A 21,386-nucleotide genomic window follows, 5' to 3' on the forward strand; every position below is an offset into this window, starting at 1 on the left:
GACAACGTAACGTTTGAGGTGGAGTTACTGAAGCCGGTAGCCATTGAGGAAGGATTGAGGTTTGCGATAAGGGAAGGTGGAAGAACTGTTGGTGCCGGTGTCGTTACGGAAATTCTTGATTAAGGTAGAGAGGGGTAGTTATGGCTCAGGACCGTATTAGGATAAAACTTACAGCTTATGACCACAGGCTTTTGGATAGGTCAGTTCAGGAGATTATTGATACTGTAAAGAGGACTGGCGCTATAGTGGCCGGTCCCATACCTCTTCCAACAAAGCGTTCCTGGTGGAGTGTTATAAGGTCTCCCCACAAGTACAAGTACTCACAGGAGCAGTTTGAGATAAGGAAGCACAAAAGACTTTTGGATATTAAGAATCCTAAACCTCAAACCGTGGAAGCTTTAATGGACCTGAAGCTTCCCGCCGGTGTTGATGTAGAGATTAAGCTTGACTGATAAGAGGTGATGAGATGAAAGGCATATTGGGAAGAAAAGTCGGAATGACTCAAATCTTTACAGAGGATGGAAGGGCAGTTGCAGTTACTGTTATAGAGGCAGGTCCTTGTACTGTAGTTCAAAAGAGAACACCTGAAAGGGACGGATACTCTGCCCTTCAACTTGGATTTATTGAAAGGAACAAAAGTGAGTCTAAGTTCCCTAAGCCACTCTTAGGCCACTTCAAAAAGGCTGGAATTAAGCCTACAAAGTGGCTAAAGGAAGTAAAGTTTGACAATGTAGATGAATACGCTGTAGGCGACAAAATAACTGTTGAGATTTTTAAACCGGGTGAAAAGGTTGACATCACTGGAAAATCCAAGGGAAGGGGATTTGCAGGTTACCACAAACGCCACGGTTTTGGTGGCGGTAGGAGGTCCCACGGTTCTGACTTCCACGAGGGACCTGGTTCAATTGGTGCTTGTGCAACACCAGGTAGGGTTCACAAGGGTAAGAGAATGGCAGGTCACTACGGTAATGAAACAGTTACAGTTAGAAACCTTGAAATTATCGATGTAATTCCTGAGAAGAACTTACTCCTTGTTAAAGGAGCTGTTCCAGGACATAAAGGTGGACTTGTAATAGTCAAAGGAAAGTAAGGGGTGAGAAATGGAAATTAAGGTTGTAAACCCTCAAAATCAGGAAGTTGGCGTAGTTGAGATAAAGGAAGAGATAGCTAAAGCACCTATAAAGAAACATGCAGTTTGGGAAACCGTTAAGTGGCAGTTAGCAAAGAGGAGACGCGGAACCCACTCCACAAAGACCCGTGGGGAAGTTAGAGGCGGAGGAAAGAAACCTTGGCCTCAGAAGCACACAGGTAGAGCCCGTCAGGGTTCTATCAGAGCTCCCCAATGGGTAGGTGGTGGAGTTGTCCACGGACCAAAGCCAAGGGATTACTCCTACAGTTTACCTAAAAAGGTTAGAAAGGTAGCTCTAAGAAGCGTTATTTCAGGAAGAATCCAGGAAGGAAACTTCTTAGTTGTTGAGGACTTCTCCTTTGAAGCTCCTAAGACGAAGAAAGCCATTGAGTTTTTAAAGAACTTGGGACTGGAGAACAAAAAAGTTCTCCTCGTAGTTCCTTCTGAGCTTGATGAGAACACTTATCTCTCTTTCAGGAATCTACCAAACGTCAAAGTTCTTCCAATCGAAGGACTCAACGTTTACGACGTTCTCTGCTACGATAAGTGTGTTTTCTTTAAGTCAACTTTACCTAAGTTAGAGGAGAGGCTGTCATGAGAACTCCCTATGATATAATCCTGCGCCCGATTGTTACTGAAAAGAGCGTTAGGCTTGCTAATATGGAGGTTAAGAGCTCCAAAACTAAGGAGCCAAAGAAAATCTCCAAGATAACCTTTGAAGTGGCAATGGATGCAACAAAACCGGAAATTAAAGAAGCGGTTGAAAGAATATTTGATGTTAAAGTTGAAAAGGTCAACACGATGATTGTTAAGGGCAAGAGGAAGGGAATCAGGTTCTTCCGTGGTAAGAAGAAGGACTGGAAAAAGGCAATAGTCACCCTGAAGCCTGGGTACGAAATTGACCTTGAGAAACTCTAAGTGAGGAGTTAGGAAATGGGAATTAAGAGGTTTAAGCCATACACGCCTTCAAGGCGCTTTATGACAGTATCGGACTTTTCCGAAATTACAAAGACGGAACCTGAAAAGTCCCTTACAGTTGGTTTTGTAAGGGGAACGGGAAGGAACAACCAAGGAAGGATTACCTGCCGCCACAAAGGTGGTGGACATAAGCGCCGTTATAGAATCATAGATTTCAGACGTAATAAGATTGGAGTTCCTGCAAGGGTTGCTGCAATAGAGTACGACCCAAACAGGTCTGCAAGAATCGCACTCTTAGTCTATGCAGACGGAGAGAAAAGGTACATCCTCTGGCCTGAAGGATTAAAGGTTGGCGATACTGTCGTTGCAGGTCCAGATGCAGAAATTAAAGTTGGGAATGCCCTTCCTTTAAGAAACATTCCCGTAGGTACAATAGTTCACAATGTTGAGCTTAAACCCGGAAAGGGCGGACAGCTTGCAAGGGCAGCAGGCTCCTTTGCTCAAATTATGGGTAAAGTTGGAGACTACGCCCAGTTGAGACTTCCATCTGGGGAGCTCCGCCTTGTCCACCTTGACTGTATGGCAACCGTTGGTCAGGTAGGAAACTTGGACCATGAGAACATCGTCTTAGGTAAGGCTGGACGTTCGAGGTGGTTGGGAATAAGACCTACCGTTCGCGGTACTGCAATGAACCCGGTTGACCACCCCCACGGTGGTGGTGAGGGTAGAACCTTTGGTAAACACCCTGTTACTCCTTGGGGACAACCGACAAAGGGATACAAAACGAGAAGAGCTAAAAAGTACTCTGACAAGTTTATTATTAAGCGCCGTAATCAGAAGTAGGAGGTCTAAATGGGACGTTCACTAAAGAAAGGGCCCTACGTTAACCCTAAAATACTTAAAAAGGTTCGTAAGATGAACGAAACCGGAGAGAAGAAGGTTATCAAGGTTTGGGATAGGGCCTGCACGATAGTTCCTGAATTCATAGGTCACACATTTGCCGTATACAACGGACAAAAGTTCATTCCCGTCTACGTTACCGAACAAATGGTTGGTCACAGATTGGGAGAGTTTTCCCTGACCAGGACATTCCGTGGACACGCCGGTCAAAAAGTAGCTAAGAAGAAGTAAGGAGAGGTAGAAAATGGCTGTTGAGCAGAGGGAATACTACAAGGAAGGTGAAAGGGGATTTGCCACCCCTGAAGAGGCAAGGGCTATCTGGAGAAGGGCGAGAATGTCCGCTTCAAAGGTTAGGTTGGTAGTTGACCTAATCAGGGGTAAGCACGTAGAACAGGCCCTTGCTATTCTCCAGAACACTCCCAAAAAAGCTGCCCGCATGGTTGAAAAGGTCTTAAAGAGTGCAATTGCAAATGCTGAACAGAAAGGTCTTGACCCTGAGGAGCTCATTGTCAAGAGGGCTTACGTCGATGAAGGCCCTACAATGAAAAGGGTTAGACCAAGGGCTATGGGAAGGGCTAACATCAGACGCAGGAGAACCTGCCACATTACTGTTGTGGTAGGGAAACCTGAGGCTAAAAAGTAATTTGGAGGTAAACCTTGGGACAGAAAGTTCATCCAGTAGGATTTAGACTTGGAATAACAAAGGATTGGGAGTCAAAGTGGGTTGCTAAGGAGAGAAAAAAGTTTGTTGAATCTCTCCATGAGGACTTGAAAATCAGGGAACTCATCAAGAAAAAGTACTATCACGCTGGGATTGCAAGAATTGATATTGAGAGAACCTTAGACAAGATAAACATTAGAATTTGGGCAGCCCGTCCAGGACTTCTCATTGCAAGGAAGGGGGCTGAGGTTAAAGCTCTTCGAAAGTTTCTCGAGGATTTAACGGGAAAGAGCATCCACATAAACATTGAAGAGGTTAAGTATCCCCAACTTAATGCTCAATTAGTTGCAGAGAACGTAGCTTCCCAGCTAGAGCGCCGTGTGGCGTTCAGGCGTGCCATGAAGAGGGTAATTGCCGATGCAATGAAGGCAGGAGCAAAGGGAATTAAGGTTCAGTGTGCAGGAAGGTTAGGTGGTGCCGACATGGCAAGAAAAGAGTGGTACCGTGAGGGAAGGGTACCGTTGCAGACTATTCGTGCAGACATAGATTATGGAACTGCTGTTGCCAAGACAAAGTACGGTGTTATTGGTGTAAAGGTTTGGATTTACAAGGGAGATGTTTACAAGAGTGAGACTGAAGAACTTCTCAAGAAAATCGAGAAAGAAGTAAAACAAGAGATGGCGAGAGGTGAGTAACCATGTTAATGCCAAAGAGAACCAAGTATAGAAAGCAACAGAGAGGAAGATTAAAGGGTAAATCTTACAGGGCTAATACGTTGGCCTTTGGGGATTACGGTATTCAAGCCCTTGAACCCCATTACGTTACAACGAACCAGATTGAAGCTGCAAGGGTTGCTATGACCCGTACGATGAAAAGGGGCGGTAAGGTCTGGATTCGAATATTCCCAGACAAGCCTTACACTAAAAAGCCCCTTGAAACCCGTATGGGTAAGGGTAAGGGTAACGTAGAAACCTGGGTCGCAAAGGTTCTTCCTGGAAGAATCATGTTTGAAATTGCAGGTGTTTCAGAAGACGTTGCAATGGAAGCTCTTAGACTTGCAATTCACAAGCTTCCAATGAAGTGTAGAATCGTTAAACGTGAAGAAACTCCAGCTGGTGAGGAGTAAAGGATGAAAAAGTACACAGAGGAACTTAGACAGAAGTCAAGCGAGGAGCTCCTCAAATTGGTCAAGGAGCTCAAGGAAAAGCTCTTAAAGTTAAGGTTCAAGAATGCTTTCGGCCAGCTTGAGAACCCTATGGAAATTAGGAATACGAGGCGCAAAATTGCCCGCATTCTTACAATCCTAAGAGAGCGCGGTGTTAAGGCATAATGGAGGAGAGAATGGCAGAAAGGGTTAACAGGAGAAAGGTAAGGGTTGGCGTTGTTGTTAGCGACAAGATGGATAAAACTGTTGTTGTTCGCGTAACAAGGGAGTTCCGCCATCCCGTTTATGGTAAAAGGGTTAAGCTTTCCAAAAAGTACATGGCCCACGATGAGAACAACGAGTGTCAGGTTGGAGATGTTGTAAGAATAATGGAAACAAGGCCACTTTCCCGCCACAAGAGGTGGAGAGTGGTTGAGATTATTGAAAAGGCTAAAAAGTTAGGTGAAACTGTTGAGAGTGCAGAGGAGTAAATCCTTGAATGAAGGGGTGGAACAATGATTCAGGTTCAAACTTACTTAAACGTTGCTGATAACACTGGAGCAAAGAGAGTCCAGTGCATAAGGGTTTTAGGTGGTTCAAACAGAAAGTATGCCTCCCTGGGGGACCAAATAGTTGTTACTGTAAAGGACGCTGCTCCTAACGCAACAGCCAAAAAAGGGGAAGTTTACAGGGCTGTTGTTGTTAGGACTAAGAAGGAAGTAAGACGTCCCGACGGGACCTACATAAAGTTTGACGATAATGCTGTTGTCCTGCTCAACAAGCAGGGTGAACCCTTAGGAACCCGTATTTTAGGGCCTGTTGCCCGTGAAGCAAGGCAAAAGGGCTTCACAAAGGTCACAACTCTGGCTCCTGAAGTTATTTAGAGGAGGAATCTAATGGCTAAGAAGAAGTTTAAGATAAAGGCCGGCGATAAGGTTGTTGTCATAGCCGGTAAGGACAAGGGAAAAGTAGGAAAAGTTTTAAAAGTCCTTCCTGAAGAGGAAAGGGTAATAGTTGAGGGTGTCAGGATTGTTAAAAAACACCTTCGACCAAGTCAAAAGAACCCTGAGGGCGGAATTATAGAGAAGGAAGCTCCTATCCATATAAGTAACGTAATGTTGGTTGACCCTAAAACGAACAAGCCTACAAGGGTCGGTATAAAGTTTGTTGACGGTAAAAAGGTTCGCTATGCTAAGCGTTCCGGTGAAGTAATTGACGAAATTAGCAAACCACAAAGGGCGGGTCGGTAATCCGCTTGTAAGGAGGAGTTATGGCAGAAGAGAAGTACGTTCCAAGGCTCAGGAAAAAGTACCAGGAAGAGGTTGTTCCATCCCTTATGAAAAAGTTTGGTTACAAGAACGTTATGGAAGTTCCAAGAATTGAAAAGATAGTTGTCAACATGGGTGTTGGAGAGGCTGTTCAGAACATAAAGGAGCTTGAAAATGCAATGAATGACCTTGCCCTTATAACAGGGCAGAAGCCTTCCGTTAGGAGGGCAAAGAGGTCTGAGGCTGGATTCAAGCTCCGAAAGGGAATGCCCATCGGTGCTAAGGTAACCTTGAGGCGCGACAGGATGTGGGACTTCCTTGACAGGCTCATTTCAATGGCGCTTCCAAGGGTCAGGGACTTTAAGGGACTCTCTCCAAAGTCCTTTGACGGTAGAGGAAACTACAACTTTGGACTTGAGGAGCAGACAGTTTTCCCTGAAATTGACTACGATAAGGTTGACAAAATCAGGGGAATGAACATCACTATTGTTACTACAGCTGAAACCGATGAGGAAGCGAGAGCTCTCCTTGAAGCTCTTGGATTTCCATTCAGGAAGTAATTTTAGGAGGAACTGATGGCAAGAAAGGCTTTAATCGTTAAAGCTCAAAGGGAACCTAAGTACAAGGTTAGAAAGTACAACAGGTGTCCCATATGTGGACGTCCAAGGGGATTTATAAGACAGTTTGGAATGTGCAGACTCTGCTTTAGAACACTTGCCCTTCAGGGTAAAATCCCTGGAGTTAGAAAGGCAAGCTGGTAAAAACTCATAGAGGGGTAGAAGAGCCATGATGATGGATACAGTTGCAGATTTCCTATCAAGGATAAGGAACGCTAACCTTGTTTACCACGAAACCGTTGATGCTCCTTATTCAAAGGTTAACGAGGCAATAGCTAAAATCCTGAAGGAAGAGGGATTTATAAAGGACTATGAAATTGTTGAGGAACCCTTTAAAAGGGCAAAGAATCCCGAAAACAAGAAGAGGATAATTAGAATCCACATGAAGTACGGTCCTAACAAGGAGAGGGTTATAAACGAGATAAAAAGGGTTTCTAAGCCCGGTAGGAGAATCTACGTAGGAAAGGACGAGATTCCTCTTGTAAAAGCTGGTCTTGGAGTTGTTATTCTCTCTACAAACAAGGGAATCATCCCTGGATACAAGGCAAGAAAAGAGGGTGTAGGCGGAGAAGTTCTCTGCTACGTATGGTAAAACCAAGATAAGGAGTGGAAAGATGTCAAGGGTAGGAAGGCTTCCCGTTGAAATACCTCAGGGTGTTACAGTTGAGGTAAAGCCAGGAAATCACGTAGTTGTTAAAGGACCAAAGGGGCAGTTGGAGTTCACATTTAACCCAAAATTGACCATTAAGGTTGAGGATAACAAGGTAATAGTTGAGAGACCTAACGATGAAAAACAGATGAGGGCTCTCCATGGGACTACAAGGGCTCTCATTAACAACATGGTAATCGGGGTCTCAAAGGGATTCGAAAAAGTCCTCGAGGTAAAAGGTCTTGGATACAGGGCTTTTGTTAAGGGAGATACCCTTGAGCTCCACCTTGGATTCTCCCATCCCGTTCTCTACAAGATTCCGGAGGGAATTCAGATAGAGGTAGACAGGGACAACAACATTTACGTTCGTGGAATTGACAAGCAGAAGGTTGGACAGGTAGCTGCTGAGATTCGCTCCTTCAGACCACCAGAGCCCTACAAGGGTAAGGGTATTAGGTACAGAGGAGAAAAAATTATTCTCAAAGCTGGAAAATCTGCTAAGAAGTAACCTTAAAGGGGTGAGAAAATGGCAAAGCTTACAAGGAGAGAGAGAATTCGCAAGAAACACCTTAGGGTCAGGAAGAAGGTTTTTGGAACATCTGAAAGGCCAAGGCTTTCTGTCTATAAAAGCCTTAAGCACATATACGCTCAGATTATTGATGATACAAAAGGAGTTACTCTCGTTTCAGCTTCAACTTTGGATAAAGAGTTGAGGGACAAGCTCGCTGAGCTTACAAAGACAGAAGAGGCAAGGGAAGTTGGAAGACTTATAGCCAAGAGAGCCCTTGAAAAGGGTATTAAAAAGGTTGTTTTTGACCGTGGTGGATTTATCTACCACGGAAGAATCAAAGCTCTTGCCGAGGGAGCAAGAGAAGGTGGACTTGAATTTTAGGGAGGTAGTTGATGGCTAAAAGGGTAAGACCAGACGGACTTGAGCTGAAGGAGAGACTTGTACACATAAATAGAAACGCTAAAGTTGTCACAGGTGGAAGAAAGTTTAGCTTTACAGCCTTTGTCGTAGTAGGTGATGGAAAGGGCGTTGTAGGATTTGGAAGGGGTAAGGCTGCCGAGGTTCCAGATGCAATAAGGAAGGCAGTTGAGGACGCAAAGAAAAACCTTATAAAGATTCCTGTGGTTGATGGAACTATTCCATTTGAGGTTCAGGCAAAGTTTGGAGGTTCAAAGGTCATAATGAGACCGGCTGCTCCTGGTACAGGAGTTATCGCTTCAGCTCCTGTTCGTGCAGTTCTTGAATCTGCAGGAGTTACAGACGTTCTTACAAAGGTTATCGGTTCTACAAACCCCCACACAGTTGTAAGGGCTGTTATGAAGGGACTCGAGCAGCTGAAAACTCCAGAGGAGTTCTCCAAACTCCGTGGAATTCCCGTCGAGGAACTCAGAAGGCGCTGGAAGCTTCCAGGTAGGAAAATAACAAAGGAAGGTGAGGTTATCAGGAGGTAGTAATGGCAAAAGTTAAGATAACTCTCTTAAGAGGCCTTGCTGGAAAGAGCGAGAGAAAGAAGAGAACACTCGCAGCTCTTGGACTCCACAAGAGGGGCGCTACAACTGTTAAGGAGCTAAATCCAGCAATTGAAGGAATGATTGAAAAGGTTAAAGAACTTGTAAAAGTCGAACCTGTGGAGGAGTAAGATGGAACTTAAGTTAAATAACTTAAAACCCAATCCTGGAGCAGTAAGGGAGAAGAAGCGTTTAGGTAGAGGTCACGGTTCTGGACACGGTAAAACGTCCGGAAGGGGACAGAAGGGACAAACAGCCCGTTCTGGATGGAAGGGAGGAACAAGGCCAGGATTTGAAGGTGGACAGACTCCCCTCTACATGAGGTTCCCAAAGAGGGGATTCTCAAATGCTCCATTTAAGAAGGAGTACGCTGTTATTAACGTTGGAGACTTAAACGAGGCCTTTGAAGAGGGAACGGAGATTACTCCGGAGCTCCTCAGAGAAACTGGGCTGGTCAAGAAAAAACTTCCCGTTAAGATTTTAGGTGACGGTGAAGTTACAAAGAAATTCAAGATTAAGGCCCACAAGTTCTCTGCCTCAGCAAAGGAGAAGATTGAGGCAGCTGGAGGTTCTTGGGAGGAGATAGAGTAAGGAGTTTTAAATGAACCTATCAAAGATAGTCGGAAACGTAACAGAAGTTCCAGAGCTTAGGAAGAGGTTTCTCTTTACGTTAGCCATCCTGGCCGTTTACCGGCTGGGGGCTCATATTCCTGTTCCCGGGATAAACGTAAGTGCTCTAATAGAGTTCTTCCAGAGGGCTCAGGGAACGGTATTTGGAATGATGGACGTCTTTTCTGGTGGAGCCCTCAGAAAGCTTACAGTCTTTGCCTTAGGTGTAATGCCCTACATCAGCTCTGCAATAATAATGCAGCTCTTAACCGTTGCAATTCCATCGATTGAAAAGCTTGCAAAGGAAGAGGGTGAATACGGAAGGAAAAAGATAAGCCAGTACACAAGATACGGAGCCGTTCTTCTTGCATTCATTCAGGCCTTAGGAATATCGATAGGTCTGCAGAGCTTAACAAGCCCATCTGGCGTTCCTGTCGTTCCAAATCCCGGTTTAACGTTCATGTTCGTTACAGTTACGACCCTTACTGCAGGTTCAACCTTTTTAATGTGGCTGGGAGAAAAGATTACAGAGAGGGGAATAGGTAACGGAATATCCCTTCTAATTTTTGCAGGTATCGTTTCAAGAATTCCAAACGCAGTCATTACAACTGTAACAATGCTCAAAAACGGTGATATGTCTCTCTTTAAGGTCATCGGCGTTGTTGTAATAATTGTTGGAATGATTGCTGCAATCGTTTACATTCAGGAGGCAGAGAGGAGAGTTCCCCTTCAGTACGCAAGGAGAACCGTCGGAAGGCAGGCCACAGGAAAGTACACAAGCTACCTTCCTGTAAAGCTGAACCCGTCTGGGGTTATGCCTATTATCTTTGCTGCTTCCGTTTTAATGTTCCCTGCCACAGTTGTTAAGTTTATCCACCACCCTATAGCTCAGGCAATCTACGATGCCCTTCAGCCGGGCAGTACTCTGTACATGGTGGTTTATGGAGCTCTCATCTTCTTCTTTACATACTTCTACACTGCGATAATATTCAACCCCGAGGAGATAGCTGAGAACCTCAACAAGGCAGGTGGATTTATTCCCGGCATCAGAGCAGGTTCTGACACTGCAAAGTACCTTGACAGAATTGTTTCAAGGTTAACGTTTGCGGGAGCAGTATTTTTAACCTTAGTTGCAGTTATTCCACTCATCATTACCCAGAATATGCACCTTCCATTCTACTTCGGTGGAACGGCCATTCTAATTGTTGTCGGTGTTGCATTAGATACCTTGAGGAGAATGGAGGCATTTGCCCTCACTCTCTCCTATGAAAACTTTTTCAGCAGGAGACGCAGGAAATTCCGCCTTGAGGCTGGAGGTACAAAATGATTAGACTTGTCTTCTTAGGACCTCCTGGAGCAGGTAAGGGAACACAGGCTCAAAGAATTGCCCAAGAATACGGTATTCCTCACATATCGACTGGGGATATTCTAAGGAATGCCGTCAAGGAAGGAACAGAACTCGGAAAGCTTGCAAAATCATACATGGATAAGGGAGAGCTTGTTCCCGATGAAGTTATTATCGGAATAATTAGAGAGAGACTGTCACAGCCCGATGTGAAAGAGAAAGGTTTCATCCTTGATGGTTTCCCAAGGACTCTTCCTCAGGCAGAAGCCCTTGATGAACTTCTAAAGGAACTATCAATGCCCCTTGACAGAGTCGTCTACTTAAACGTTGATGACGAAGAAATCGTTAAAAGGCTACTGGCAAGGGGAAGGGCTGACGACACTGAAGAGGTTATAAGAAACAGACTGAAAGTTTACAGAGAACAGACTGCTCCCTTGATTGACTACTACAGCGAAAAGTGCATTTTAGTTGAAATCTACGGTGTAGGTGATATAGGCGAGATAACGGGAAAAATTAAAGAATCTGTTGGATTGGAAGGATAGAAGTTGAGAAGGACAAAACACGGAATAATCCTTAAAACACCTGATGAGATAGCTAAATTAAGGAAGGCTGCTGCAACGACTATGGAGATTCTCCTTAAGGTTGCAGAACAGGTTGCTCCCGGCATCTCTGCCCTTGAGATAGATAAAATGGCAAGGAGCTTCTGTAAGGATTACGGAGTTAAGCCGGCATTTTTGGGTTACGGTGGATTTCCGGGAGCAATCTGCGTTTCTGTAAACGAGGAGGTTGTCCACGGCCTTCCCACAAAGGACAAGGTCTTCAAGGAAGGGGATATCGTTTCCCTGGACTTTGGAGCCATTGTTGACGGCTGGATAGGGGATGTTGCAGTTACAGTTCCCGTCGGGAAGGTTTCACCGGAAGCTCAAAGGTTAATAGATGTAACGAGAGAATCCCTGTACAGGGGAATTGAGGCTGCAAAGGTTGGAGGAAAACTCATAGATATCTCAAGGGCTATCCAAAAGTACGTAGAGTCCCACGGCTTCAATGTAACCAGGGGATATGCAGGTCACGGTATAGGCCGCTCCCTCCACGAGGAACCTCAGATAACAAACTACGTTTACAAGGGATATCCCAACATAACTTTAGAGCCCGGAATGACATTTGCAGTTGAGCCAATGGTTAACCAGGGAACGGGTCAGGTAAAGGTTAAAAGGGATAGATGGACAGTAGTTACAAAGGATGGTAAACTTTCGGCTCACTTCGAGCACGATATTGCCCTTACAGAAGAGGGGACTATAATTATGTCCGCAATTTAAGTTGTTAATGAATTTAAGGAGAAGTAATGGCTAAAGAGAAGGGAATTCAGGTGGAAGGGAAAGTCATAGAGGCTCTTCCAAATGCTTACTTTAAGGTGGAGTTGGAAAATGGGCATCAGGTTCTTGCCCATGCATCGGGAAAGATGAGGGTGCACTTCATAAGAATTCTGCCAGGCGACCGTGTGGTCGTTGAGCTTTCCCCTTACGATTTAACAAGGGGGAGAATTATCTACAGAAAAGGATAACCGTCCCTTTAATACCGCGGCTGAGGCACGAAAAACTTTGGGAGAGGTTTTAGGATGAAGGTAAGACCGTCTGTAAAGAAAATCTGCCCTAAGTGCAAGATTATTAAGAGAAAGGGCGTAGTAAGGGTCATCTGTGAAAACCCAAAACACAAACAGAGACAAGGTAAGTAAGGAGGAATGCTGTGGCAAGGATAGCTGGAGTTGACATTCCAGACAACAAAAAGGTTCCGTATTCTCTTGCCTACATATACGGAATAGGCATTAAGAGCGGTTTCAAGATTTGTGAAAAGGCTGGGGTTGACCCTGAAAAGAGGGTTAAGGACTTAACTGAGGAAGAGATTGCAAAAATCAGAAAAATCATCGAGAACGAGTACAAGGTTGAGGGTGACCTGAGAAAAGAGATAGCAATGAACATCAAGCGTCTCATGGAAATTGGCTGTTACAGGGGTATTCGCCACAGACTCGGTCTTCCTGTCCGTGGTCAGAGAACGAGGACAAATGCAAGAACCCGTAAGGGACCAAGAAAGACTGTTGCTGGTAAGAAGAAGGCACCTAAGAAGTAATTGAAGGAGGTAATTGATGGCAAGGCCTAAGAGAGGCTCTAAGAAAAAGCAGAAAAGGACTGTTGGTTTTGCTATAGCCCACATTCAAACAAGTTTTAACAATACAATAATCACTTTCACAGATAAGGAGGGAAATACCCTCTGCTGGGAAAGTGGTGGAACTGTTGGATTCAAGGGAACGAGGAAGAGCACTCCTTACGCAGCCCAGCTTGCTGCAACAAAGGCTGCAGAAAGGGCTATGAAGGAGTTTGGTGTTAAGGACGTTGAGATAAGAATCAAGGGAAACGGTGGAGGAAGGGAAACTGCAATTAAAGCAATTGCAGCTGCCGGATTGAACGTTAAGGTTATCAGGGATGTTACCCCCATTCCACACGATGGATGTAGACCACCTAAGAGAAGAAGGGTTTAACGGAGGTAGTAGATGGGAAGATATACAGGACCAAAGTGGCGTATTGCGAGGCGTCTTGGTGTTAACATATACGTTGGAGAGGAAAAATCACAAAAAGGAAAGTCTGTTCTTGACAGGAGACCGTACCCTCCAGGACAGCACGGCCGCTCCCGTAGGAAGATTTCCTACTACGGTCGCCAGCTTATGGAGAAACAGAAGGTTAAGTACTACTACGGCATAAGGGAAGGTCAGTTTAGGCGTTTCTACGAAATGGCTGAACGTATGAGGGGACAGACAGGTGAGAACCTCCTCAAGCTTCTTGAAAGCAGGCTTGACAACGTTGTTTATAGGTTGGGATTTGGTAAATCCCATAGACATGCGAGACAGTTAGTTGTTCATGGACACATTCTTGTAAATGGCCAGAAGGTGGATAGGCCTTCTTACCTTGTAAAGCCTGGAGACGTTATTGAAGTGAAAGAGAAGAGCAGGGATATTCCCCAAATTAAGGAGGGAATTGAACTTGCTCAGAGAAGGGGAATTCCTTCCTGGCTTGAGCTCGATGCGGAAAACTTCAAGGGAATTGTTAAGTCTGAGCCTACACGTGAGGAAGTAGAGATTCCAGTTGAGGAACACCTAATTGTTGAGCTCTACTCTAAGTAATAGCTAACGCTTAATGCGGAGGAAAGAATGGTCGAATTTATCACTCCCGATAAGTTTAAGTGGGAGGAACATACAGATACTTATGGTCGCTTTGTCGTTGAGCCCCTTGAGAAAGGATACGGTATTACTGTAGGAAATGCCCTGAGGAGAGTCCTCCTTTCCTCAATAGAGGGAGCTGCTCCTACTGCCGTAAAGTTTGAAGGGGTATACCACGAGTTTACAACTATACCCGGTGTTGTAGAGGACGTTACAGATATTGTTTTAAACATAAAAAAGTTGAGGTTTGTTCTCCACGGAGAAGGTCCAATCTTCATAGAGCTCCGCAAAAAGGGACCTGGAAAGGTATACGCAAAGGACTTTGAAATTCCCTCTCAGTTAGAACTCCTCACTCCCGACCAGGAAATAGCAACGCTCGACAATGAAAATGCCGAAATAGAGATTCATCTAAGGATAGACAAAGGGAAGGGATTTATCCTCTCAGAGGAGATTCAGGAAATTTTTGAAATCTCAACTTTAGGTTGGATTCCTTTAGATGCAGACTTTTCCCCGATAAAGAAGGTAACCTACAAGGTTGAGGACACAAGGGTAGGAAGGAGAACCGACTACAACAAGCTAACTTTTGAAATCTGGACGGACGGAAGCATATCTCCAAAAGATGCTCTTGTGAGAGCTTCAAACATACTCATTGACCACTTCTCCTTAGTTAGAGACAAGCTTGTTGAAGCTATCTTCGCAACGGAAAGAGTGGAGGAGAAGGAATCAGAATCTGCAGAAATTCTCAATCAAACCTTAGAGGAAGCCGGACTTTCAGGTAGAGCTCTTAAAATTCTTCAGGAAAACGGAATTGAAACGGTTGCAGACCTTGTCAAACTAACAAAGAAAGAGCTTTCTTCAATCAAAGGCCTTGGTAAGAAGTCACTATCAGATATTGAGAAGTTTCTCTCTTCTCTTGGACTTGAGCTTGGAGGTAAGGAGTAATGAGGCATAGAGTAAAGAAAAAGAAGTTAGGAAGGCCAACGGAACACAGGCTTTTAATGCTTAGAAATTTGGTTACAGACCTTATGGAGCACGGAAAAGTTGTAACAACAGTTGCAAGGGCGAAGGAGCTCCGTAGATTGGCCGATAAGGTCATAACAAAGGGAAAACAGGAAGATAAAGTTAAGGCAATCAGAGAAGTTTTGAGAATCGTTACTAAAAAAGAGGTTGCCTATAAGGTAGTTAATGAAATAGCTCCAAAATATAAGGATAGAAACGGTGGTTACACAAGACTTCTCCACTACGACTTCAGAAAGGGAGATGCAGCTCCCACAGCAATAGTTATGTTGGTTGAAGGAAAGGAAACAGAGGAGTAATATCTGCCCCCTTTTGGGGGCTTATCACTTGCTTTTAACAGGAACTTCTATCTCTATTTTCCCAGATTCAGCATCAGGGTCCGGAATGTGTATGTTTACCCCTTCTATATCTATGAAAGGAAATTCACGTAGAGAGTTTAGTATGGCCTCTTTAACTGCCTCAATAGCGTTTGGAGGAAGTCCAGCCCTATCGTACTTCAAAATTAACTGAAGCCTCTTCTTGGCAACCTCTTTCGCAGGTTCCCTTCCAAAAACTATCCTAACTCTATCCATAAACCCCATTATTTACTCCCAAAAAGTTTCTTCAATTTTTCGAAAAATCCCTCAGAAACTTTGAGTTCCATAAATGGAACATCCTTTCCCAAAATCCTATCAGCAACGTTTCTTAAAGCTTTTCCTGCTATGGATTCCGGAAATAGGACTGCCGGTTCCCCCCTGTTTATGTAGGAAACCATATTTTTGTCCTCTGGAACAACCCCCAACAAATCTAAACTCAAAACCTGAAGGACATCCTCAACGTCCAACATATCCCCCCTGGCAACTTTTTTAGGGTCAATCCTGTTGATTATTAACTTTGGTTCCTCCTTCTGCATTGCTTCACATAGGCCAACAACTCTATCGGCATCTCTTATTGATGCCATCTCAGGATTTGCTACAACAATTACCATATCTGCAGGAGTTACTGCAGTCTTGAATCCTTCCTCTATTCCTGCAGGTGAGTCTATAAATATGAAGTCGTAATTCTTTCTAAGCTCTTCGACAATTCCTACCAAGTCCTCAGGTTTTACTGCACTCTTGTCCTTTGTTTGGGCTGCAGGTAACAGGTAGAGATTTTTGGTCCTCTTATCCTTTACAAGGGCTTTCTCTGGAGGTACAACCCCTTCAATTACGTGAACGATATCGTAGACAATCCTATTTTCCAATCCTAAAACCAAGTCTAAATTCCTGAGACCGATGTCTGCATCAATTGCAACAACTTTATACCCTTTCATTGCAAGAGCGGTAGAGATATTTGCCGTTACAGTGCTCTTTCCAACTCCTCCTTTTCCGGAAGTAATACAGATTACTTTTTCTGCCATCTATTTCCCCTTGGATTTGTGTTCTATTTTAACCTTTCCATTTTTTACTCTAACCCTAAAGTTGAGGTACTCCTCGTTCCTCTCGAACGAAACCGTTCTTCCACATATTTCAAGAACCGGAGCTTTAAAGAATATAGCCCTTACTTCAGCCTCGCTCTTCCCTATACCTGCCCTAACAAATCCCATCAAATTTCCCATTACGTAGACATTTCCACCGGCTTCAACCTCTGAACCGGGATTTACATCCCCCATTATGATTAGGTCTCCACTCGAGGTTAACTTATCACCAGACCTCAGTGTCTTACCGTAAAATTTAATCTCCTCGCTCTCAGACCTTTCTTTCTCCTTTTCAATTTCAAGTGTTGATATGTCACAGGGGATACCCAACTTTATGCAGAGCTCTCTGTTCTCCTTTAAGTTCGTTTTCAATCCGCAAAAGATAAATTCGTTTACATTTTTCAGAAATTCCACCAAATCCCTTAGTTCCTCTTCCGATAGAACTCTATTCTCAACGGAGAGTATAAACCTCGTTCCTCTGAGAAGCTGTTTCTTCTCAAGAATAAATTTTTTGATATCCTCTATATCAAAATTTTCCTCATCAGCAATAAGCTCTATGGCTATTACGTTTGTTCCTCTTAGTTTGTAGTTCATAATAACACCCCATTTCTATAGAGAAATTTTATCAATAATAGGAGGAAAAGGTGAGATTTATCGGCGCAAAGGAGAAGGGAAAAGTTCAAATTTTGGGAATTCCCTACGACTCAACAACCTGCTTCAGACCCGGTACAAGATTTGCTCCCGACGGCATTCGGTTTTTCTCGGATAACTTGGAGGAGTACAGCCTTCCTCTTGGAAAATCCCTTGAAGAGGTCGAATTTTGTGATTTAGGAAACCTCTATCCTTCCACTGCCCCTGAAAAAATGGTGGATGAGGTATATGAAGCTGTCAGGAAGATGGAAATTCCTGTAATTTTAGGTGGAGAACATTCCATAACCTTTCCCGTTTTAAGAGCTCTCTCTGAAAGATATGAGAATTTAACCGTTGTTCACTTTGATGCCCATGCAGATTTAAGGGATGATTACTCTGGAACAAAATACTCCCACGCCTGTGTAATGAGGAGAGTTTTGGAGTTGGGGGTCCAGATAGTTCAGTTGGGAGTAAGGAGTGCCACAAGGGAGGAGGCAGAGCTCCGAATGGAAAATACAAACATTAAGGTTGTTGAAACCTTTGAGGAGCTCAAATCTTTAGTTTCAAAAATCGAAATGCCCGTTTACTTTTCAATTGATATAGACTTCTTTGACCCTGCATTTGCACCTGGAACGGGAACCCCTGAACCCCCTGGTTTTTCACCGGTTGAATTCTTTAACTTTATCTATAAATTACCAGACGTCAACGTCGTTGGGTTTGACGTTGTTGAAGTTTCTCCCCCCTACGACCCAAGTGGTACAACACAGATGTTGGCTGCAAAAATAGTAAGGGAGTTAATCCTTAAATTCTGGGGGTAAGATGGGGCTTTGGTTTACTGAAAAGTACGAAGGTGAGGGGATGGAGCTCCAAGCAACCGGACTCACCTTTAAAGTTAAGAGTGCCGTAAAAAAGGAGACCCCATACCAGGAACTTCTTCTTTTAGAGACCGAGGATTGGGGAAAGATGTTGGTCCTCGATGGAGCAGTTCAGACCACAGAAAGGGACGAATTCATTTACCACGAAATGATTGTCCACCCTGCAGGGTTCACATTTACAAGGGAAATTGAAAGAGTTTTAGTAGTAGGTGGAGGAGATGGAGGAACTGTAAGGGAAGTTTTAAAGCACAACCCAAAAGTGGTTGATTTGGTTGAAATAGACAGGGACGTCGTTGAATTTTCAAAGAGGGAGCTCCCCTCAATTTCATCAGGACTTTCAGACGAAAGGGTAAATCTGATATTTGGAGATGGAAGGGAGTTTGTCAAGGACAAAGACAGTCTCTACGACCTCATAATCGTTGACTGTTCTGACCCAATCGGTCCCTCAAAGGTTCTGTACGAGGAGGAATTTTACAGGGACGTGCTAAAAGCCTTAAAACCTGACGGAATCTTTGTAACCCAGTCTGAGTCCCCCTTTGCCCAAAGAAACGTTCACATAAAGGTAGTAAAGGAACTCTCTAAAGTATTTAAAATCATTAGACCCTACCTTGCATTCATTCCAACGTATCCTTCTGGTATGTGGAGCTTCACAATGGCCTCAAACAAGCTTGACCCATTGGGAGTTCCTCCATCATCCTTAGGAAAGCTCTACAGGGAGTTTGTTGAGAAAAATGGAGAATTGAAGTACTACAATCCCGAAATTCACTACGGAGCTTTTGCAATACCAAACTTTGTATATAGGGAGGAGTAGAAATGGAAATATTGGAGCAGATAGCCTCTGAAGCTGAAAAGAGGACGCAGGTTCCTGCTTATCCGAGGAGTGTCGAAAAGGTTATCTCTGCCATCATGACATCGAACAACTTCTGGAAAATCGTTGACCTATCGGATGAGCCCCTTCCTTTGGTTGCAGAAATCCTGAAACTTTTAAAGGAGCACGACCTTGTTATTTTTGAGGGGAATCAGATTCTACTGACCGAGGCAGGTGCAGAGCTTGCAAGGAGACTGGGAATTGAACCCTTTGTCTCCCACAAATGTCCAACCTGTAAGGGAAGGGGAGTAATCATCGATGATTCATTAAGGGAAGCCTACGAAAAGTTTTTAAAAATTCAGGAAAACAGGCCTCCCGCCATTCACCAGTTTGACCAGGGATACGTTACTCCTGAAAACACCTTTGCAAGAGTTGCCCTTGCAGACGATAGAGGGGATTTAAGGGGAAAGAAGGTTGTTGTTCTCGGTGACGATGACCTTATGAGCATTGCTTTAGCACTGTCTGGGCTCCCAAAGAAGGTTACAATCCTTGAAATTGATGAAAGGCTTGTGAACTTTATAAAAGAGGTTTCTGACAAGTATAACCTCAATATAGATGCAAGGGTTCATGACCTTCGCCAGCCACTTCCAGAGGACGTCTTAGGCGCTTACGACACCTTCTTTACAGACCCTCCTGAGACAGTTGAAGCCATTAAAGCCTTTGTTGGAAGGGGAGTTGCAACCCTTAAAGGGCCAAGGTGCGCCGGATACTTTGGGGTGACCCGTAGAGAATCCTCAGCAGACAAGTGGAGAAGGATTCAGAGAGTTCTTATAGATATGGGACTCGTTATAACAGACCTCATTCACAACTTCAACGAGTACGTCAACTGGGACTACTACGAGGAGATGAGAGGATGGCAGTTAACTCCCGTTAAGGAGCCTCCTAAGGATATCTGGTACAGGTCTACACAGTTCAGAGTTGAGACAGTTAGAGGATTCGAAGGATTCAACGAGCCTATAGTTGGTGACATATACAACGATGCAGAAAGCTCAACTACTTAATCTTTTGGCGGGTCTTCCCGCCTTTCCCTTTCAATCATCCAGTTAAAGAGCTTCACAACAAAGGGACCAATTAGGTTCTGGACTACACTGTAGAAAACAGCAGGAAGGGCCGATAGAGCTCCCCAGTGTGAAACGGCTAAAACTGCTGCAAGTCCCGAGTTTTGCATTGCAGTTTCTATGGAAATAGTTATCCTCTCAACCTTAGGAACTCCCAAAAGCCTTGGAATTACATATCCCAACCAAAAACCAAAGAGAAGATGGAACAGAGAGGCTAAAAATAGGAGCTCAAACGATTTCAGAGGAAGTGAAAGGATTCTTCCGTATCCCGCAGATACAACGTAACCAACTATGAGAACGACAACAATTGTTGAGTAAGCAGGTAAAAATTCCTTTATTTTTTCAACTTCACTTTCAAATTTTGAATTTATTAAAATTCCCAAAAGAACGGGAAGAAGGGTTATCTGAACCATATCAAAGAAGAGTTTAACTGCATCAACATTAACGGCCTTACCCACTAAAAATTTTGTCAGAAGTGGTGTTAAAACTGGAGAAACTATCGTGTTTACACCTGAAAGTGAGAGAGAAAGAGCAAGGTTTGAGCCTGCAAGGAAGTTGTAGACGTTAGATACAACTCCTGTAGGACAGGAGCCTGTCAAAACCTGGCCTGCCAAAAAGAGATTTGAGAGCTCCTTAAATAGAATTAAACCAATGATAAAGCCCAAAAACGGCATTACAGAGTACTGAGTTAGTATTCCTATTAAGACAATCTTTGGCCTTTTGAAAACTTCTTTAAAATCACTTGGTTTTAAAGTTAATCCCATTGATAGAATAACTGAACCTAAAAGGGGCTTTATAACCGACTTTAGAGGGTGAAACAGAAATGGAAACGTTAAGGCTATTGGAACAATTATTAAAACCCAGAGCCAAAGGAAATTAGAAATTGTTCCCATTTTTAGCCACCTGAGATTTTATGGAGGAATTTTAGCAGGTAGGATTTTTTTTGGTGGAGGTGGCGGGATTCGAACCCGCGTCCGGAGATGCGGCTCAGGTAGCTTCTACAGGCTTAGCCCGTGCTTTAATTTCTCGCTTCAGGGTTAGCCCACGGGCAGGCGCCCTGAAGCCAGCCCTCTTACATCTCGGCAACCTTCCCGAGGGCGGGGAAGGTCACCCAGCCCGTCTCTCTGTCGCCCTACCCGGAGCCGACGGGCGGAGCTCCGGAGGACGTCGCTGCGTTAATTAGGCAGCGAGAGCAAGTTCTTCGTTGGCAACTATCTTGGGTGCCTTTTTTACGAGGTTGGCTCCTCGGCCTGCCACTACCTGAACCTCTGCATCCCCGTCGAAACCGGTCACCCCCGTATTCTTCTGTCTGTTCATAAATATAGACACGCACAAAAATTGTGCAACTTTGGAAAAATATTTATCTACAAGATTTATCCTGTCGGAATCCCTTCCACTTTTCAGGACATTTGTATGTGAGAGGGATGAAAATCCCCCTCAGACTCCCCCTGACAAAAGATTTCCTTCAATCCCACAAATTTTATCCCTTCCATTTCTAAGGGCATTTCAACAGACAAAAACTACAAGAAACAAGGCA

Annotated in this window: 39 protein-coding genes and 1 other RNA gene; 35 read left to right on the plus strand and 5 right to left on the minus strand. The window is 44.1% G+C overall.

The window, feature by feature from the left end:
* The 32 genes from FN732_RS06225 to rplQ form a co-directional block, all read left to right on the plus strand.
* Positions 1–123, plus strand: a 123-nt coding sequence (locus FN732_RS06225; RefSeq protein WP_483985260.1) for an EF-Tu C-terminal domain-related protein, incomplete at its 5' end; no start/stop codon positions are given.
* A gap of 17 nt (positions 124–140) precedes the next feature.
* Entirely contained in the window at positions 141–452 is a 312-nt protein-coding gene (gene rpsJ, locus FN732_RS06230) for a 30S ribosomal protein S10 (protein WP_142935704.1), read from the plus strand.
* Between the two features lie 14 nt (positions 453–466).
* Entirely contained in the window at positions 467–1,090 is a 624-nt protein-coding gene (gene rplC / locus FN732_RS06235) for a 50S ribosomal protein L3 (protein ID WP_142935705.1), read from the plus strand.
* 10 nt (positions 1,091–1,100) lie between these two features.
* On the plus strand, positions 1,101–1,727 hold the full coding sequence (gene rplD / locus FN732_RS06240; RefSeq protein WP_142935706.1) for a 50S ribosomal protein L4: 627 nt from the start codon (positions 1,101–1,103) through the stop codon (positions 1,725–1,727).
* On the plus strand, positions 1,724–2,047 hold the full coding sequence (gene rplW, locus FN732_RS06245) for a 50S ribosomal protein L23 (protein ID WP_142935707.1): 324 nt from the start codon (positions 1,724–1,726) through the stop codon (positions 2,045–2,047). Before rplD ends, rplW begins: the two co-directional genes overlap by 4 nt.
* Before the next feature lie 15 nt (positions 2,048–2,062).
* A complete protein-coding gene (gene rplB / locus FN732_RS06250; protein ID WP_142935708.1) occupies positions 2,063–2,890 on the plus strand; it encodes a 50S ribosomal protein L2 in 828 nt (275 codons plus the stop codon).
* A gap of 9 nt (positions 2,891–2,899) precedes the next feature.
* On the plus strand, positions 2,900–3,178 hold the full coding sequence (rpsS, locus tag FN732_RS06255; RefSeq protein ID WP_013537020.1) for a 30S ribosomal protein S19: 279 nt from the start codon (positions 2,900–2,902) through the stop codon (positions 3,176–3,178).
* Between the two features lie 13 nt (positions 3,179–3,191).
* On the plus strand, positions 3,192–3,590 hold the full coding sequence (gene rplV / locus FN732_RS06260; RefSeq protein ID WP_142935709.1) for a 50S ribosomal protein L22: 399 nt from the start codon (positions 3,192–3,194) through the stop codon (positions 3,588–3,590).
* Positions 3,591–3,604: 14 nt separating this feature from the next.
* A complete protein-coding gene (rpsC, locus tag FN732_RS06265) occupies positions 3,605–4,303 on the plus strand; it encodes a 30S ribosomal protein S3 (RefSeq protein ID WP_142935710.1) in 699 nt (232 codons plus the stop codon).
* Between the two features lie 2 nt (positions 4,304–4,305).
* The gene (gene rplP, locus FN732_RS06270; protein ID WP_142935711.1) at positions 4,306–4,734 is read left to right on the plus strand and encodes a 50S ribosomal protein L16; all 429 of its coding nucleotides are present in this window, start codon (positions 4,306–4,308) and stop codon (positions 4,732–4,734) included.
* Between the two features lie 3 nt (positions 4,735–4,737).
* Entirely contained in the window at positions 4,738–4,938 is a 201-nt protein-coding gene (gene rpmC, locus FN732_RS06275; RefSeq protein ID WP_142935712.1) for a 50S ribosomal protein L29, read from the plus strand.
* Positions 4,939–4,949: 11 nt separating this feature from the next.
* Complete coding sequence (gene rpsQ / locus FN732_RS06280; RefSeq protein WP_142935713.1) at positions 4,950–5,243, plus strand: 30S ribosomal protein S17; 294 nt, start codon at positions 4,950–4,952, stop codon at positions 5,241–5,243.
* A 24-nt stretch (positions 5,244–5,267) separates the two neighbouring features.
* Entirely contained in the window at positions 5,268–5,636 is a 369-nt protein-coding gene (gene rplN / locus FN732_RS06285; RefSeq protein ID WP_142935714.1) for a 50S ribosomal protein L14, read from the plus strand.
* A gap of 12 nt (positions 5,637–5,648) precedes the next feature.
* On the plus strand, positions 5,649–6,002 hold the full coding sequence (gene rplX, locus FN732_RS06290) for a 50S ribosomal protein L24 (protein ID WP_142935715.1): 354 nt from the start codon (positions 5,649–5,651) through the stop codon (positions 6,000–6,002).
* 20 nt (positions 6,003–6,022) lie between these two features.
* On the plus strand, positions 6,023–6,580 hold the full coding sequence (rplE, locus tag FN732_RS06295; RefSeq protein ID WP_142935716.1) for a 50S ribosomal protein L5: 558 nt from the start codon (positions 6,023–6,025) through the stop codon (positions 6,578–6,580).
* A 15-nt stretch (positions 6,581–6,595) separates the two neighbouring features.
* Positions 6,596–6,781, plus strand: a complete 186-nt coding sequence (locus tag FN732_RS06300) for a type Z 30S ribosomal protein S14 (protein ID WP_142935717.1) — start codon at positions 6,596–6,598, stop codon at positions 6,779–6,781.
* A gap of 25 nt (positions 6,782–6,806) precedes the next feature.
* Positions 6,807–7,229 carry a 30S ribosomal protein S8 gene (rpsH, locus tag FN732_RS06305; RefSeq protein WP_142935718.1) on the plus strand — a complete coding sequence of 141 codons (423 nt, stop codon included), beginning with the start codon at positions 6,807–6,809 and terminating at the stop codon, positions 7,227–7,229.
* A gap of 22 nt (positions 7,230–7,251) precedes the next feature.
* The gene (gene rplF / locus FN732_RS06310) at positions 7,252–7,794 is read left to right on the plus strand and encodes a 50S ribosomal protein L6 (RefSeq protein WP_142935719.1); all 543 of its coding nucleotides are present in this window, start codon (positions 7,252–7,254) and stop codon (positions 7,792–7,794) included.
* An 18-nt stretch (positions 7,795–7,812) separates the two neighbouring features.
* The gene (gene rplR, locus FN732_RS06315; protein WP_142935720.1) at positions 7,813–8,178 is read left to right on the plus strand and encodes a 50S ribosomal protein L18; all 366 of its coding nucleotides are present in this window, start codon (positions 7,813–7,815) and stop codon (positions 8,176–8,178) included.
* A gap of 11 nt (positions 8,179–8,189) precedes the next feature.
* Positions 8,190–8,747, plus strand: a complete 558-nt coding sequence (gene rpsE / locus FN732_RS06320) for a 30S ribosomal protein S5 (protein ID WP_142935721.1) — start codon at positions 8,190–8,192, stop codon at positions 8,745–8,747.
* Positions 8,748–8,749: 2 nt separating this feature from the next.
* Positions 8,750–8,935 carry a 50S ribosomal protein L30 gene (gene rpmD, locus FN732_RS06325; protein WP_142935722.1) on the plus strand — a complete coding sequence of 62 codons (186 nt, stop codon included), beginning with the start codon at positions 8,750–8,752 and terminating at the stop codon, positions 8,933–8,935.
* A gap of 1 nt (position 8,936) precedes the next feature.
* Positions 8,937–9,395: a 50S ribosomal protein L15 gene (rplO, locus tag FN732_RS06330; RefSeq protein ID WP_142935723.1), complete on the plus strand. Its 459-nt coding sequence runs from the start codon at positions 8,937–8,939 to the stop codon at positions 9,393–9,395.
* A 10-nt stretch (positions 9,396–9,405) separates the two neighbouring features.
* The gene (gene secY / locus FN732_RS06335; protein WP_142935724.1) at positions 9,406–10,740 is read left to right on the plus strand and encodes a preprotein translocase subunit SecY; all 1,335 of its coding nucleotides are present in this window, start codon (positions 9,406–9,408) and stop codon (positions 10,738–10,740) included.
* Positions 10,737–11,300, plus strand: coding sequence for an adenylate kinase (locus FN732_RS06340; protein ID WP_142935725.1), 564 nt, complete (start codon positions 10,737–10,739; stop codon positions 11,298–11,300). Before secY ends, FN732_RS06340 begins: the two co-directional genes overlap by 4 nt.
* Positions 11,301–11,303: 3 nt before the next feature.
* Positions 11,304–12,074 (plus strand): type I methionyl aminopeptidase, encoded by a 771-nt coding sequence (gene map / locus FN732_RS06345; RefSeq protein WP_142935726.1) that lies wholly within the window; start codon positions 11,304–11,306, stop codon positions 12,072–12,074.
* Between the two features lie 26 nt (positions 12,075–12,100).
* Positions 12,101–12,319, plus strand: coding sequence for a translation initiation factor IF-1 (gene infA / locus FN732_RS06350; RefSeq protein ID WP_142935727.1), 219 nt, complete (start codon positions 12,101–12,103; stop codon positions 12,317–12,319).
* Between the two features lie 54 nt (positions 12,320–12,373).
* Positions 12,374–12,490 carry a 50S ribosomal protein L36 gene (rpmJ, locus tag FN732_RS06355; protein WP_013637834.1) on the plus strand — a complete coding sequence of 39 codons (117 nt, stop codon included), beginning with the start codon at positions 12,374–12,376 and terminating at the stop codon, positions 12,488–12,490.
* Between the two features lie 11 nt (positions 12,491–12,501).
* A complete protein-coding gene (rpsM, locus tag FN732_RS06360; protein ID WP_142935728.1) occupies positions 12,502–12,882 on the plus strand; it encodes a 30S ribosomal protein S13 in 381 nt (126 codons plus the stop codon).
* Between the two features lie 16 nt (positions 12,883–12,898).
* Positions 12,899–13,291, plus strand: coding sequence for a 30S ribosomal protein S11 (gene rpsK / locus FN732_RS06365; protein ID WP_142935729.1), 393 nt, complete (start codon positions 12,899–12,901; stop codon positions 13,289–13,291).
* A gap of 12 nt (positions 13,292–13,303) precedes the next feature.
* Positions 13,304–13,930 (plus strand): 30S ribosomal protein S4, encoded by a 627-nt coding sequence (rpsD, locus tag FN732_RS06370; protein WP_142935730.1) that lies wholly within the window; start codon positions 13,304–13,306, stop codon positions 13,928–13,930.
* 27 nt (positions 13,931–13,957) lie between these two features.
* Entirely contained in the window at positions 13,958–14,908 is a 951-nt protein-coding gene (locus FN732_RS06375; RefSeq protein WP_142935731.1) for a DNA-directed RNA polymerase subunit alpha, read from the plus strand.
* Positions 14,908–15,282: a 50S ribosomal protein L17 gene (rplQ, locus tag FN732_RS06380; RefSeq protein WP_142935732.1), complete on the plus strand. Its 375-nt coding sequence runs from the start codon at positions 14,908–14,910 to the stop codon at positions 15,280–15,282. Before FN732_RS06375 ends, rplQ begins: the two co-directional genes overlap by 1 nt.
* Before the next feature lie 24 nt (positions 15,283–15,306).
* Here the strand turns inward: rplQ and FN732_RS06385 are convergent, their stop codons facing one another.
* The 3 genes from FN732_RS06385 to FN732_RS06395 are packed head-to-tail and all read right to left on the minus strand — an operon-like array spanning position 15,307 to position 17,012.
* Entirely contained in the window at positions 15,307–15,555 is a 249-nt protein-coding gene (locus FN732_RS06385) for a cell division topological specificity factor MinE (RefSeq protein WP_246051346.1), read from the minus strand.
* Between the two features lie 8 nt (positions 15,556–15,563).
* Complete coding sequence (gene minD, locus FN732_RS06390; RefSeq protein WP_142935734.1) at positions 15,564–16,361, minus strand: septum site-determining protein MinD; 798 nt, start codon at positions 16,359–16,361, stop codon at positions 15,564–15,566.
* Positions 16,362–17,012 carry a septum site-determining protein MinC gene (locus FN732_RS06395; RefSeq protein ID WP_142935735.1) on the minus strand — a complete coding sequence of 217 codons (651 nt, stop codon included), beginning with the start codon at positions 17,010–17,012 and terminating at the stop codon, positions 16,362–16,364.
* 50 nt (positions 17,013–17,062) lie between these two features.
* Between FN732_RS06395 and speB the strand changes: the two genes are divergently transcribed.
* The 3 genes from speB to FN732_RS06410 are packed head-to-tail and all read left to right on the plus strand — an operon-like array spanning position 17,063 to position 19,792.
* Entirely contained in the window at positions 17,063–17,866 is an 804-nt protein-coding gene (gene speB, locus FN732_RS06400) for an agmatinase (RefSeq protein ID WP_142935736.1), read from the plus strand.
* A 1-nt stretch (position 17,867) separates the two neighbouring features.
* Positions 17,868–18,734, plus strand: coding sequence for a polyamine aminopropyltransferase (speE, locus tag FN732_RS06405; protein ID WP_142935737.1), 867 nt, complete (start codon positions 17,868–17,870; stop codon positions 18,732–18,734).
* An 11-nt stretch (positions 18,735–18,745) separates the two neighbouring features.
* Positions 18,746–19,792: a bis-aminopropyl spermidine synthase family protein gene (locus FN732_RS06410; protein WP_185954275.1), complete on the plus strand. Its 1,047-nt coding sequence runs from the start codon at positions 18,746–18,748 to the stop codon at positions 19,790–19,792.
* Here FN732_RS06410 and FN732_RS06415 read toward each other — a convergent pair.
* On the minus strand, positions 19,789–20,742 hold the full coding sequence (locus tag FN732_RS06415) for a bile acid:sodium symporter family protein (protein ID WP_142935739.1): 954 nt from the start codon (positions 20,740–20,742) through the stop codon (positions 19,789–19,791). The two genes, FN732_RS06410 and FN732_RS06415, sit on opposite strands and share 4 nt — an antisense overlap.
* A 51-nt stretch (positions 20,743–20,793) precedes the next feature.
* Positions 20,794–21,146: a transfer-messenger RNA gene (ssrA, locus tag FN732_RS06420) on the minus strand.
* Between the last annotated feature and the right edge of the window lie 240 nt (positions 21,147–21,386).

The organism is Balnearium lithotrophicum (assembly GCF_900182585.1).
Lineage (GTDB): Bacteria > Aquificota > Aquificia > Desulfurobacteriales > Desulfurobacteriaceae > Balnearium > Balnearium lithotrophicum.